This window comes from Stieleria sedimenti (assembly GCF_025060895.1).
Taxonomy (GTDB): Bacteria; Planctomycetota; Planctomycetia; order Pirellulales; family Pirellulaceae; genus Stieleria; species Stieleria sedimenti.
The window spans coordinates 1-14,286 of the sequence record NZ_JANZKV010000144.1; the positions used below are offsets into that span (position 1 = coordinate 1).

Below are 14,286 nucleotides of genomic sequence, written 5' to 3' on the forward strand. Positions count from 1 at the left end.
GACTCCCCGACCACCATCCCCGCCGCTTTGCACTGCGCCGCGACTTGTCGGATCTTGGCGACATGTTCATCGTCCAAGGTGACGATCACCGTTTTCATTTTCGACATCGTTTGCTCCGGATTGGACGATCGCGCGTGCGATCGTGACGGAGATCGTATTCTAGTGCTCCAACCACCTTTCATGTTGGGGTTGCGTTTGTCGGCGGAAAAGGGGTCAGGTACCAAAAATGCGAAGCACCCTTTGGGCCACTTGGTTTTTGGTATCTGCCCCCTTTTCTACATCCAGTTTACACTTTAGCGAAGCGGAGAGAGAGTCGTAGAACCTGAGGGAGAAAAAACAATGCGTGATCATGGCGACTACGAATCCTATCGTGGCATCCCGCCGCTGGCCGGACTTTGCTCGATGGCGCGTGCGGTCGATGGCACATGGGATCTGGACCAAAGCTTGCAACGGCTCAAACGGCTTCACTATGTCCTGAAGCGTTTGCATGAGACGTTGACCGCCAAGATCGCCGCGGAGCCGATCTACGAATTGAAGACGGCGTTCAGCTACCACGCCTACCTGTGCGCCGAACAGGTGTCGTTGATCCGTCGCCGCGTCGGTGAGATGCGGGAACCGCCGCTGGGACTGGACGCGATTCCCGACCCGGCGCTCGAGCGTTTGATGGACGAGGTGATCGCGGCGCCGTCGACGCCTGATTTGCTCGCCGGCATCTATGGCGTCGTCTTGCCGGCGGTTCTCGCGTCTTGCCGGCGATTGCAAACCGACGCGCATCCGCTGGCCGACGCGCCGACCGTTCGCGTCGCCAAACTGATCGCGTTTGAACTCCAAGACGTTGTCACCTTCGGTACCGAAGCACTCCGCTGTTTGGACAACGATACGACACAAGCCGATCGCGAACCCTGGATCGGACACTTGAAACAGTGTCTGCAAGCCGCAGGTCAACTCGACGGCGTCGAAGCCACCGAAGAATCGGTTCCCGCGCCGTGGCACAGCGCCCAACCCTACCAGTACGACAAGGAACCACGCCGCGACGATCGCTTTCGTGACCCCTACAACGCCGGCGTCAACCCGGAAGTCTTCTTGTACGACGAACAGTTCTCGGCGCAAGACAAGACGCTGATGATGTACTACAAACGACTTCGCGAAATCGATGTGCCGGAAATGATGGCCAGCATCCTGGTGGAACTGCGCGACGACGAACCCTGGGAATTTCACATGGAGATGTCACGTCAACTGTGGGATGAAGCCCGTCATGCGATGATGGGCGAAGTCGGCTTTGTGGCGTTGGGCATCGATTGGCGAACCATCCCGATTAATTTTACCTGGTCGCGCAATCTGAATCTGCAACTCGACGCCCGCCAACGCCACGGAGTCTTGTTTTTCATCGAACAGAACCTGATGCCGCGCAACGGAAAACGCTACGAATGGGAGGTCGCCAACGAAAGCGGTGATCCGCTGTCCGCCCTGTTCCAAGATTTCGATTGGGCCGATGAAGTCCTGCACGCCCAAATCGGTCGCCGCTGGTACGTGCCGAGGTACACAACGCTCAAAGAGGCCCTCGACTATGGTGACGATTGTTGGTCGAAGGTGCTCAGCCATTGGAAGTCGTACCGCGACCAAGGCCTGACGCAGCATCACAATTGGTGGCCTGAGGTTTACGCAAAAGCCTGCCAGATCTGGGGCAAAGATCCCGATCCACGGGCGTTGGTGTTCAACGCGACGTACGAAGACACGCGCGCCGATTTGGCAAAGTTGGAGTAAAACCCGTGACGAGGCACCCGCCTCGCGTTCCCAGGCCAGAGCCCTACGCCGTGAACGATTTCTATCCTGCGTTTTACGACGTGTTAGCGGCAGGGCGCGAGCCCTCCGGTGTGTTGGCAAAAACGCGCAAGCCGGAGAGTTCGCGGGCTGTCGATTGAGTGGGATTGGTCGAGCCAACGGTGAGCCGCTGGCCGTAAGGCCTCGGGCGGGCGTCTGGATGCCCGGCCGCATACGCGTCGCGGCTCACTCACTAAACCAACTGCCCGCTTGCGCCCTCCCGTTACAACCTCCCCAGATCCCTCAACCACGCCACCAGATCGGCGAGTTCTTGTTCGCTGAGCGTTGTTTCCAACCCTTGGGGCATGATCGAAACCGTGCTCGGTGATAGTTCCTCGATCGTGTCGCGCCCGATCACGATCGGATCGCCTGATTGCTGCTGCAAGTGAATCGAGTCGGCCGTCTCGCGAGTGATCACACCGGAATAGACCTGACCCGAATCGGTCAAAACCGTGTGCGATTCATATTGCCGCACGATGCTTGCCGACGGAAAAACAATCGACTCCATCAGATCATGCACCGACCGGTTGGCTCCGATCGTGGTCAGATCGGGACCAATCGCCCCGCCAACTGCTCCAACGCGATGGCACGTGGCACATTTCGATTTTTCGGAAGCGAACACTGCTCGACCACGCTCGGGATCGGCGTCTCGCACCAGCGGAATCAATCGATCCAGTTTTTGAATCCGTTGATCATCAAGCGATTTCAGCCGATCGAGCAACGCGTTTGCGCGAGGCAATAATTCAGTGGGAAATCGCTTGATCACGTCGGAGACTTCGGTGGCGGGCAGACGATCGAAACTTCGGGCCGTTTCGAGAGCATCCAAGAAGGCTTCGGCGACGTCGACTTGGAGCGTGCGGCCGTAGGGCCGGATCAGGTCACGCAGTGCGGCTGGGCCGGCAGTCGACAGGAAGGGAGCCAGCGTCTGCAACTGATCCGAACGAAGCCGAGACGTCGAGATCATCTGCGCCGCCTGGCTCGCTTCGGTGGGCGCACCGCCGCTCAGCAATTTCAATAAAATCGCCAGCCGATCGCCGCTCAATGATGCCGCGTTGTTTTCCATCGCCGCCAAGGCGCCGGCGCGTTTGAGCCCCGATTGCGTTTCGTCACGACTGATCGCAACCAACGTCTCATCGAAGGCATTGGTTTGGATGGTTGTCACGGCAGCGATGGCAAGTCGCGCGACATCCGTCTGGTCGGATTGCAACGCGTGGGTCAACGGTTCCTTCCAGCTCGGATGAAGACTCGGATTGTCGCTTTGGCCGATCGCAGTCAACAGCAACTCGCGAGTGTGCAGAAGTTCCGCATCGCCGAGCCCGCGCCCGATCTCCTCGGCCACCGGCTCGGTCGCCGCGAAGGCGGACGCGAGTTCGACGATCAACGACGAGCGGGACGCCACCGCATCCGACTCCGCCAACCAGCGACGCAGGCGTTCTGCGACGAGCGTTGCGGTTCCGGCCAGTCCCGCGTGTGGATGCTCGTCGAGTTTTGCCGCCCGCGCCCGCTGTGACAGGATGGCGGCTGCCGTCCGTTGCAGATCGGTCTGGTCGGTATCGAGCATCTCGGCGACCGTGTCAGACGGGATCACAACGCCATCGGTTTGATTCAGCACCACTAGACAAACGCGCCGCACGCGCGGTGATGCATGACTCAATCCGCTCTGCAAGGCTTGGAGATCATTGATTTCGATCAGTGCGTAGGTGATGGCGTGCTCGAGTGATCGATCCAATTGCCGACCTTCAGCCAACGCGGAGATCAATGCGGCCGTGGCATCGGCATGCCCGATGCGGCCGAGCGCTTTGGCGGCTTCACGGCGAACCGGCTGCACATCGCTGGTCAACCGCTGGATCAATTCAGCGACCGCGTCGGCGTCGGGGTAGGTGGCGATCGATCGGCACGCGATTTGACGGACGCTCGGATCGCGGTCGTTCAGGGCAACGCGGATCGCCGCCCGCGCGGCGCTCAGCGAGCCATCGTCACCGACGATTCGCGTCAATGCCCAGAGTGCGTTTTGGCGGACTCGGATGTCGCTTTTCATCGATCGCGCCAATGCCGGCACGATCCGCTCGCCGCGCCGCGCACCTTCGCTGATCGCCCGCTCACGCACCCGGTGACGGGTGTCATTGAGATGCCTGATCAAATCGCTGTCAGACAAAGATTGCCAATCGATCCGCTTTCCCCAGGGATCGACCTGCGTCGTCATGCCATCGCGACGAACGCGGTAGATACCTCCCAGGACATCGGGCTTTGACATTTGAGATGTCGGGCAACCGCGATAAAACCATCCGCCGGTGTCGACGACCAGCAAGCTGCCATCGGCGTCTTCGATCACATCGGTGGGATGGAAATCGTCACTCGTCCCCGCCAGCAACTCTTGCTGAGTCGCTTCGAATGTCGATCCGCTGCGTTGCAGTTGCACGCGAACCACTTTGCCGGAATTGAAAAAGGTCGCAAGGAACTGATCACGCCATCGATGATCGATGACGCCGCTGCGGTAACGGGTGATCCCCGAGACGGCGACGTGACCGAATCGATGGACCGGACCGAGTAAATCGCCGGTAACTTTCAATTCCTCCAACACACGCTCTCGGTGGGGGTAGGCACCGCCATGGAGCCAATGCACCAGCGCGTCGACGCGTGGACGGTTGTAGAGGATGTTGACGCTCCCGATCACATCGCCTTCCTCGGTAAAGTCGACTTCGACCGGATTGTCCATGCCACCGCCGCAGTGAATGCGAACGTCCGATCCATCGGTGCGACAGGAAAACAAATACGAACCGTCGCGTTTGCTGGTGATGTTGCCGTCTTCGTCTTTGAATTCGTGGCCGTGATAACCGTCGCACCAGTACAAACGCCCGTCGGGTCCGAAGAAGCATCCGTGGATGCTGGCGGCGTTTCCGGTATAGCCAAATTTTGTCACGATCTTTTCACGGCGATCAGCGACACCATCATCGTCGGTGTCTTCCAGTCGCCAAATGTTGGGCGGCGAAGCAACGTACAACGCTCCATCGTGCCAGACGCCGCCCATCGGGTACGTCATCTGGTCGGCGAACACCGTTGACCGATCAAAGTGTCCGTCGCCATCGCGGTCTTCGAGCATGCGGATGGAATTGGGCAACTGTTCCTCCAGCTCTTGCGCACTCAGGTTCACCCCGGCGTTGTTGCAAATAAACAGTCGCCCCCGGTCGTCGAGACATCCCATCGTGGGATGCGTGACCAAGGGAGGCCCGGCGACGAGTTCCGCCGAAAACCCTTCGGGCACTTGGATCTCAGCCGGTTGGAACGCTGTCGGCAGTGGCGGTGGCGGAATCGGTTCGGACTGCGCGAGTTCTTCATCGATCCCGACGAAGAGTCGCGTTTGCGAACCGCCGCCGTTCCACATGTCGTATCGGTCTACGGCGTGACGATCATAGAACGCATCGAGCTGCCTTTTTAACTTGGCGGCTGTTGCACGATACGTCGTGTCGTCGACCAAGTTATTGAACTCGTCGGGATCCGATTCCAGGTCGTAGAGCTCGTGGGGTCCGTTGGGATGACGGTGAATGTATTTCCAACGTTCGGTGCGGATGCAACGTAGGCCTTCGAACTCGTAGAAGACCGGTTTTTCAGGCCCCACCCCATCCGACTGGCCGGTCAGGTCGGCGCTGAAATCGTTTCCGGGTGATGGCGGGTTGGACGGCATTTTGTCCGCCAAATTCAGATACTTCAGCAGCGTGGGCATGAAGTCGTAGTTGGTGACCATCCGATCGGTTTTGACATTGGATCGAATCCCGCCCGGATGACGCCAGATCATCGGAATTTGCATCATGCCGTCGCGGGCGGTGACGGGCCGCGTGTGGTCGCCCATCCCGAAAAAGCCGCCATGGCCACCGACCCAACCTTGGTCGGCGACAAAGACCACGATCGTGTTGTCATCGATTCCACAGCGTTTCAGCGTCTCCATAACCGTGCCGACGCCGTCATCGACACCGCTGACTTCTGTCGCAACACGTCGGATCGAAACCGGGTTGTTGTGGTAGTCACGGTTGCTGAATTGCCAAGGATGCGTCGGTTCGCGCGGGAACGACGACAGGTCCTTGTCGGCATAATATTCCGCGTGACGATTGCGACCTTCGCGAAGCAGCAATCGGCTCAGGGAATAAGGGCCGTTGTAGGAGAGGAACAGAAAGAACGGATCGTCCTGCTGCGACTGAGACTCGATGAAATGAACTGCGTGCTTGGTCCAGAAATCGGTCAGGTATTCGGGCTCCTTGCGGATCTTTCCGTCTTCGATGATTTGCGCATCGTAAAACGTACTCGTGCCGCCATGGGGCATCGTGATCCAGTAATCGTCGAAACCCTCTTGGGGACGAAGGTTGTCACCGAGGTGCCACTTGCCGACCAATCCGCAGGCATACCCCGAATCGCGTAACACTTCCGGCAGCGAGGTCACTTGATCGAGCGTGCAGCGGGCATCGGGACCGACTTGCAGACGCCCGCCGCCGAGGAAGCAATGCACGCCGTGTTGCGAGGGCAACAATCCGGTCAAGAACGTTGCACGGGTCGGCGAGCAAACGGGATTGGACGCGAACGCCCGGGTAAACAATGTGCCTTCGGATGCCAGACGGTCAATGTTCGGCGTGCGAATGTCGCGATTGCCATAACAGCCAAGTGTCCATGCGCCATGATTGTCGGTCATGATCAGCACGACATTCGGGCGATCACCCGCGACCGACCGCAGCGGCGAGAGTGCTGAAACGAGCAGCAGGATGACGGGCAGGTTTCGCAGTCGCAGGCGTGGCATCGTGAATGACCGTTCTCTGGCAATGGTGTGGACCAAGCAACACGCAGAGAGTTTAGCAGCTAGACCGGCGACGCGACGATCACTTCGCGTTTTCCTCCGACCGGCCCCGGTACGCGCTCGACCTGCCATCCGGCTTGCTCCAGAGCGTCACGAACGGGGCGACTGCAACTGTAGGTGGTCAGTTTGCCGGTGTCACTGATCACGCGTCGCATCGATCGAAAACAGTCGCTCGTCCAAAGTTCCGGTGCGCTCTCGCAGCAAAACGGATCGTAGTAAATCGCATCGAAGGGGTGCTCGGCTTCGTGCCTCCACTGGCGAACATCGGCAACTTCGATTGTCACGTTACGACGTCCATCGAACCGCCAACGGTACGTTCCCGGCGGAACCTTCTCTGGAAGAGAGCGGCGAAAGTGCAAATAGGTATCCACCAGCCCGGGCCGCGAGGTCCAACCGCGAGGCTTTAGGTATTGCAGTGTCGCCGCACTGATCCAGTCGGTTTCGATGGCGACATAATCCAGCACCGCGTCTTGGGCGACCGCGGCGTCGAGCGTCATCAACATCGCCATCGACGTTCCCAGGCCGATCTCCAGCACCCGCGTCGGCTTTCGAAGCCCCAGTCGCTCCGACACACCGCTATTGCGTAGGTAAACGTGCCGGGTTTCCGACGCCGCGCCGCACCCGCTGTGAAAGGCGTCGTCGCTGCCGGCACGCACCAGCGTCAAGCTGCCGTCGTCGGTCACCTGGACGATCAAGTCCTCGCGGTCGGTGGGATACGTTTCGCGAACAGGAATCGGCATGCGGGGAGAAGGCTGTGAGTAAAAAGTGGGGTAAGCATCCTGCTTGTCAACTAGAATTGCAAGGCACTTGCACGCTGGAAGCTTACGCCACTTTGGCTGCGAGCGAAAACGGGGTCATGCTGTAGCTTGCGGAACGAAGAGACGATCACTGGGCCCACGGATGGCAGCGCGAACCCACGGATGACAGGGTGCAGAAAATCCGTGGGTTCGCGCTGCCATCCGTGGGTATTCTTTTGGATGATTAGCCCGGCGAAATTGCTGGAGTGCCATTTGGTGTTTCGAACCTGCCCCCTTTTCCGCTCGCGTCGCGTCCTAGGCTAGGCAGGCGACGCCAGCGTCGCAAACGGCTGTGGCGGGGACCGCGGGAACGGGCGTTGCCGGTTCGATCGTCTGCATCGGCATCGGCATGATGACTTCGGCGGCCGGGATCAGCCGCACATCCTCACACCGCGACAAGTAGAACTGACGGGGTTCTTCGCGGCAAAGGCACAGCGCCAAGAAGCGATCGGTCCCGACAAAACGAATCGGGCTGACGATTCGTCGGGTGCGGTTTCCTTTGGAATCGGAATAGACCATTTCGATGACAAAGGTTTCCGAATCGAACATGGCGCGTCGTAGTACGTTTTTCATGGCTTGTCCCCCTGAAGGTTGGTATGCAAACCGGACACGGCATTTTGGGTCGGCCGAATCGTCCGTCGCGGGCAGTTGTCTGCGTGCGAAAGAAGTATCAGGGGGCGCCGGACACATTCGGTCACGCCAACAACGCCGCGATCGGATCGCCGTTGCCACCGATCTTGAAAGGGCGTCCGTTCGGGGCGAATTGCTCTTTCTGCAGCGGTAAACCCGCCGCCGCGGCGATCGTCTTGTTGAAATCGCTGACCGAGACGTGGTCCTTGTCGACCGAAAATCCTTTTTTGTCGCTCGCCCCGTAGACCTGGCCACCCTTGATGCCGGCCCCCATCAACAGCGAACAAAACGCGCCGGGGTGGTGATCACGCCCTCCGTTGACGTTGATCGACGGCTTGCGTCCGAACTCGGTCGTCAGCACGACCAACGTTTCATCCAGCAAACCGGTACGGTGCAAATCTTTCAGCAGGATTCCCAGGGCGGTGTCCAACTGTCCGGCTCGATCGTTCAGCCGCGAGTAGATGTCCTGGTGCATGTCCCAGCCCCCGTAGGAGACTTCGACGAACCGTGCACCGCCTTGGACCAACCGGCGCGCCAGCAGACAGCCTTGCCCCAGCGTGTTGTTGCCATAGGCGTCGCGAACGGCTTGGGGTTCTTGCTTGATATCGAACACTTTCAAGTGATCGCTGCCCATCAGATTACGGGCTTCATGGTACAGCTGGTTGTAGGCTTCGATTTTGGTGTTGCCGCGATGAGACGTTTGGAAATTGGTGTCGAACCGTTCGGCCAACATCAACCGCCTGGCGAACAATTCGTCCGGCAGGTACTTGGGCAGTTTAATGTTTTGAATGCCCGCGCTAGGGCTGGCGACGGGGACCGGTGACAGCGACGGTTCCAAGAATCCCGCACCGGGATGCCGGTTGGCCCCTCCGATCACGTAGTTGCCCGGCAGCTCGCGATTGAGTCGCCCCTGTTCAGCCACCATCCAACCGCCCATCGCCGGGTGTTGGATGCTGTTGATCTTCTTGTAGCTGGTCCGCATCAAGTACTGGCCTTTCTCATGGGCCCCCGTCTCGGTGCTCAGCGATCGAACGACGGCGATCGCGCCGGCCAGGTACGCGAGTTTGGGAAAGCGATCGCCGTAGGCGATGCCGGGAACGCGGGTCTGAATCGGCTTGGTTTCGCCGGCTTCGGGGACGCCCGTTTTTGGATCGAACGTGTCCAGGTGCGTCATCGCACCTTCCATGAACAGATAGATGATGTGCTTCGCTTTTCCCGCCGCGGTATCGGCCGCCTTGGCTTCGCCGAGCGAAGCCATCGCGCCGGATCCGACGGCGCCGCCGAAAGAGACGCCGAGGCACTGGTTGGCCACCTTCCGCATGAAGTCCCGGCGGCACGCGTTGGTCGTTTCTGGGAGAGGCATAGCGATCGCTTTGTTTACAGGCAGGTGACAGTTTATTGAACGAACAAGAATTCGCGTGTGTTGAGTAACGCCCAGATGATGTTGCCATAGCCGACGTTGTCGTTGGGCGTCCGCGACAGTTCCTTGGCGGCCAATAGTCGGTCTTTCGATGAGGGCCGTCGCGCCAAAACGCTCATGAAGATCGCATCGATGCGATCGCGCGTGCTATCGATCGCCAAGACGTCGTCGACGATCGCCGAGCCGCGTTCGAGCATCACGTGGGTGATCGGGCCGTTGAACATGGCCAGAATCTGGGGCACCGTCGCTTCTTTCTCTGCCCCGTCAATCGTTTCTCGATCGCTTTGACCGAACTGACGCAAAAAATGGTCGGCACGCTGCGGCGCCGGCAACTCGCTGGCCCGGCACAGAATGTTGCCCTGGTAGGCGTGTTTGTTCAATTCACGATTGTACGCCGACAGGAAATACGTCTTCGCAAACCGCTCCGATTGGGCTTTGGCTTGTTCAAAGGTCAGGCTCGTAAAATCGACGTCCAGGTACGGTTTCAGTTCTTCGGCACCGGGTCGTTGAAACGGCATCGGATTACGGACCGCCAAGGTCAACATCGAATCCCAAACCTGTTCGGCCGTCATGCGGCGAATCGTCGGACCGGGAAAGTAGTAAGGCTCGCCGCTGGTCAAGTCGTAGTCCGAGGCAACACTTTGGTAGGTGCGGGAGTAAAGGATGATGCGAATCAAATCCTTCAGGTCAAATCCCGATCGCACCAGTTCCTTGCCCAGGAATTCCATCGCCGGTTCGTTGACACAGGGATGTTCGTCGCGGAAATCATCGATCGGTTCGACGAACCCGACGCCCATGAAGCGTTGCCACAGGCGGTTGACGATCATGTTTTGAAATTGTTGGTTGTCCGGGCTGGTCAACCAAGCGGCGAACTGATGGCGTGGCGAAGCATTCTTTGCTTGGGAAGGAATCTCGCCCCACAAAACAGCCGGCTCGATGACCGATTTCGGCTTGGCGTCGGCGTAGGCATAGTCGTGGGGCAATCGCAGCGTCGCCTTGACTTCCGAAACGCTGTAGCTGTTCGCGCGGATCATCCGTTGGAACGCGCCGGGCACGCGCCCCTTGTCATAGTGCTTCCGAGCTTCGCTGATCATCGCGTTGGCGGGGTTCGTTTTCTCGTAACCCGGATCGCCCTTTTTGATGCGAGTCCGCGTTCCGGCCGTCAACGCCGCCAGTTCATAGAATTGGTACTGGGTCCACTGGTCGAACGGATGATCATGACACTGGGCACAACCGATTTGGGTGCCCAAAAAGACCCGGACGGTGTTGTCGATGTACGGCAAGGGCATGCCGTCGTCACGCAGCTGGAAACCGGTCGCGGGATTTTCCCAGACCTTGCCGTCGGCGGTCAGCATCTCATAGACCCACTCGTCGTACGGCTTGTTCGTGCGGATCGCGTCTTTGACATACGCCAGAAACGGCTCGGCAACGATGTTGGGCTGTGGACGCTCTCTCAGCCGAAGCGTGTCGGCCCAAAAATTGTAGGTGTGGCTGACGTAGTCGGGGCTGCTGAGCAAGGTGTCGATCAGCTCGATACGTTTGTCGGGGTCGTTGGAATCCAGAAAGGCTTGGGCTTCGGCGAGCGTCGGAATTCGCCCCGCGACGTCCAAGTAAATCCGCCGCAAGAAAACGTCGTCTTCGACGTAGGGATTGGGAGACTGTCCCAACTCGGTCAGTTTGCCTTCGATGAGCGAGTCCAACTCTGCGGCGGCCAGTTCCAGTTCCGTCCTTCGCTCACGTGACGCAGGCGCGACGTCCATCAGATGCGACGGTCGCGTCCGCACGCTTTCGGGAAGCCGGATCTTCGGGGGGGCGGGTTTCTTCTTCGGTTTCGGTTTCTGGGCCGTTGCCAGCACAGGCCAAAGGCTGGAAACCGCGAACACCAGAACCAGCAACGAAATCGACCGTCGAATCACCGGCCGTCGAATCACTGTGGAGAACATCGAGAATCGCGAATGCATGAAAGCCAGACCTAGCCGTTTCTTGAAGAGAAATCCGTCACCCTTGAACGGGCCAAAGGGACGATTTGTACCCCATTTTAGCTCAAGGCAGGACGAATCCCCAACGGATTGCTTGCGACATGTGTCGACACCAATGGCCCAGCAGGAGGGTCGCAGGGTCGCAAAGAAACGTATCTTTCGAGCGCTCCCCCCGCTGTGCTACAACCGGTGACATGTTGGGAGAAATTAAAGTTGGCCGATGTAGCCGCCAGTGCTACCGCGAAAAGCGACCGCTGAAAGAAGGCGAGTGGTACTACAGCGTCGTGCTGCAGAACGACGACGATGACTACGAGCGCCGCGACTACAGCGCCGAGGGCTGGGAAGGCCCCCCGGACGGCAGCCTCGGGCATTGGAAGTGCCGGATGCCGGTCGCCGGAGAAAAAAAACTGGTGCTTGCCCCGCGCGCCGTGCTGATCGGTTTGCTACGTCAGATGGAAGATCTGCCCGAACAGGCGAAGACGCGGTACCTGTTGGCGCTGATTCTGCTTCGTCGACGATTTGTCCGCGTCACCACCGGCCCACCGCTCACCGCAAACGATCCCGGCACGCCCGATTCGGAAACGCCCGGCCCCAAGATCATGCACCTGGAAGTCGTCGATGACGGTTCGACGATCGACGTGGCGGAGTGCCAGATTGCCAAGAGCGAAGCGGAATCGCTGAGTGAATCGCTAAGCGAGTTGTTGTATTGCGAAGCGAGCGAAATTCAACAGGAATGATCGATGAGATTGATTGACGCAAGGATGCGTGCCCTCACTTGGCTGCTGCTGTTCGGCGTCTGCTTCGTCTCCGGCGGGGCGACGTGCGCCCGACGCGAGGCGACGCTGCAATTGCCACCCCCGCCACCGGTGCTGCCGCAAACGCCGACCCTGGAACTCGTCACCGCGGCGGTCAATCGCACTTCGGCGATCCGAGAACTGTCCACCAACACCGCGTCGGTCGATGTGCTCAGTATGCCCGCACTGCCGAAACTGTCGGCAACGATCAACTTGCGCAAAGAACGCGACTTCCGTCTCAAGGCCAGTCTGCCGATTGTGATGGGGTCCGGGTTGGACATGGGCAGCAACAACTCACTGTTTTGGTTCGAAGTCCCCGAGGGCCTGGGGCGGTTGTTGTACTTCGCCCGACACGATCAATACCGCCAACAACTCGATCGCGCCGTGTTGCCGGTCGATCCGACCTGGGTCACCGACGCGCTCGGTTTGGTGCAAATCGATCCCGCCCAAGTCCTCCAAGGCCCGGTCATGCGGCCTGACGGAAAGCTCCAGATCCGCAGTGCACTGCCGATGCCCGCCGGAACGTTCCAACGTGTTTGCTACGTCGACGCCGCCGCGGGGCATGTCACCGATCAATTCCTGTACGCCCCCGCGGGAGGCCCACCGATCGCGGAAAGTCACGCCTCAAATCATCAGTTCTATGTCGACCACAATTGCTCGCTGCCGCACACCGTTGAGTTTTCACTGACGCCCCGGGTGGGTGAGCCCTTGTCGATGCGGATTGACGTGGGCATCTATGCGGTCAATCAGATTTTGAGCGGCGACCCGAACTTGTTCGTGATGCCACAAGGTGCCGCCAACGCGATCGACCTGACCACCCTTTCGCCGGCCAATGCGGCCATGGTCGCACCGACCCACTATCAAGTCCCCGCCAGCTACCAATCCGACGCCGTCGGCCCGATGCCCTACCGCGGCCTGATCCGATAACGCGTCCGACACCTCCCCAGGGCTTCTTGCCTATTCTACCAAAAAGGTGTCGGACACCTTTTTCAGGAAAATCGTACGAGCGATTACAAGATGGCAGAAACATGAGTCGAAAATTCCTGGCGTTGCTGATGTTGGTGTTCGGTTGTGTGTTGGGGATCGGGCCGCGGTCAGGTGACGCCCAGTCGTTCGATCGAACGCCCGACCTGCGGACGCCGCCGGTCAGCGAAGGTACACCGGCGGCGGGAAAACGTGTCAAACAAGTTCATCCGGAGTATTCGGGTTCGAACGTTTATCACCTGCTCTATCTGCCGACGGATTGGAAGCCGGGCCAGGCTTATCCGGTGATCGTCGAATACGCCGGTAATAAATACCGGACCAGCCCCGGAACGGTCGAAGGCAGCAACCTCGGATACGGAATCACCGGCGGCAAGGGTGTCATCTGGGTCTGCATGCCGTACGTGAACAAGACAGAAATGCGGAATCAGGAAACGTGGTGGGGCGATGTCGACGCGACCGTCGATTACTGCAGGGACATCGTCGCGAGCATCTGTGGTGACTACGGCGGCGACGCGAACAACGTTTTCATCGCCGGTTTTTCACGCGGAGCAATCGCCTGCAACTTCATCGGTCTGCATGACGATCAGATCGCGTCGCTGTGGCGAGGCTTCTTCTGTCACAGCCACTACGATGGCGTCAAACAATGGCCGTACCCCGTCAGCGATCGAGCGTCGGCGACGGAGCGGTTGCGTCGACTTGGTGATCGACCGCAATTCATTAGCCATGAAAACTCTGTCGATGCCACTCGCGGTTATTTGATGGACGTGATGCCCGACGGCAATTTTACGTTTCAACGGCTGAGCGAATGGGGTCACACAGATACTTGGGTGTTGTACGACGTCCCGGAAAGAAAGGCACTGAGGGAGTGGTTTCACGCACAACTGCAGAGCGGTCAATAAATGGGACAGGCTTCCCCATCAAATGGACACTTCTGGCTGAACGCCACCACATTTGATCCAATACGCCCGTTAGACGACGTGCAAAGGGTCAAAAATTTGGTGGTCAAAGAATGAAGAGTTCC

At 59.1% G+C, this 14,286-nt stretch carries 9 protein-coding genes; 4 read left to right on the plus strand and 5 right to left on the minus strand.

The window, feature by feature from the left end; all coding sequences use genetic code 11:
* Positions 1 to 339: 339 nt before the first annotated feature.
* Positions 340 to 1,764 (plus strand): hypothetical protein, encoded by a 1,425-nt coding sequence (locus tag NZK35_RS17955; RefSeq protein ID WP_259633915.1) that lies wholly within the window; start codon positions 340 to 342, stop codon positions 1,762 to 1,764.
* Positions 1,765 to 2,044: 280 nt separating this feature from the next.
* On the opposite strand, the gene NZK35_RS17960 is transcribed toward NZK35_RS17955, so the two are convergent.
* The 5 genes from NZK35_RS17960 to NZK35_RS17980 form a co-directional block, all read right to left on the minus strand.
* Complete coding sequence (locus tag NZK35_RS17960; RefSeq protein ID WP_259633916.1) at positions 2,045 to 6,604, minus strand: PVC-type heme-binding CxxCH protein; 4,560 nt, start codon at positions 6,602 to 6,604, stop codon at positions 2,045 to 2,047.
* A 59-nt stretch (positions 6,605 to 6,663) separates the two neighbouring features.
* Positions 6,664 to 7,401 carry a tRNA (5-methylaminomethyl-2-thiouridine)(34)-methyltransferase MnmD gene (mnmD, locus tag NZK35_RS17965; RefSeq protein ID WP_259633917.1) on the minus strand — a complete coding sequence of 246 codons (738 nt, stop codon included), beginning with the start codon at positions 7,399 to 7,401 and terminating at the stop codon, positions 6,664 to 6,666.
* A 312-nt stretch (positions 7,402 to 7,713) separates the two neighbouring features.
* Complete coding sequence (locus NZK35_RS17970) at positions 7,714 to 8,031, minus strand: WYL domain-containing protein (RefSeq protein WP_259633918.1); 318 nt, start codon at positions 8,029 to 8,031, stop codon at positions 7,714 to 7,716.
* A gap of 121 nt (positions 8,032 to 8,152) precedes the next feature.
* On the minus strand, positions 8,153 to 9,451 hold the full coding sequence (locus NZK35_RS17975; protein ID WP_259633919.1) for a DUF1501 domain-containing protein: 1,299 nt from the start codon (positions 9,449 to 9,451) through the stop codon (positions 8,153 to 8,155).
* Positions 9,452 to 9,483: 32 nt separating this feature from the next.
* Entirely contained in the window at positions 9,484 to 11,469 is a 1,986-nt protein-coding gene (locus NZK35_RS17980) for a DUF1549 and DUF1553 domain-containing protein (protein WP_259633920.1), read from the minus strand.
* Positions 11,470 to 11,681: 212 nt separating this feature from the next.
* On the opposite strand from NZK35_RS17980, the gene NZK35_RS17985 reads away from it, so the two are divergent.
* The 3 genes from NZK35_RS17985 (at position 11,682) to NZK35_RS17995 (ending at position 14,164) form a co-directional block, all read left to right on the plus strand.
* Positions 11,682 to 12,224 carry a hypothetical protein gene (locus NZK35_RS17985; RefSeq protein ID WP_259633921.1) on the plus strand — a complete coding sequence of 181 codons (543 nt, stop codon included), beginning with the start codon at positions 11,682 to 11,684 and terminating at the stop codon, positions 12,222 to 12,224.
* A 3-nt stretch (positions 12,225 to 12,227) separates the two neighbouring features.
* Positions 12,228 to 13,208: a hypothetical protein gene (locus NZK35_RS17990; RefSeq protein WP_259633922.1), complete on the plus strand. Its 981-nt coding sequence runs from the start codon at positions 12,228 to 12,230 to the stop codon at positions 13,206 to 13,208.
* A 101-nt stretch (positions 13,209 to 13,309) separates the two neighbouring features.
* Positions 13,310 to 14,164: an alpha/beta hydrolase gene (locus NZK35_RS17995; protein ID WP_259633923.1), complete on the plus strand. Its 855-nt coding sequence runs from the start codon at positions 13,310 to 13,312 to the stop codon at positions 14,162 to 14,164.
* The last annotated feature ends 122 nt before the right edge of the window (positions 14,165 to 14,286 follow it).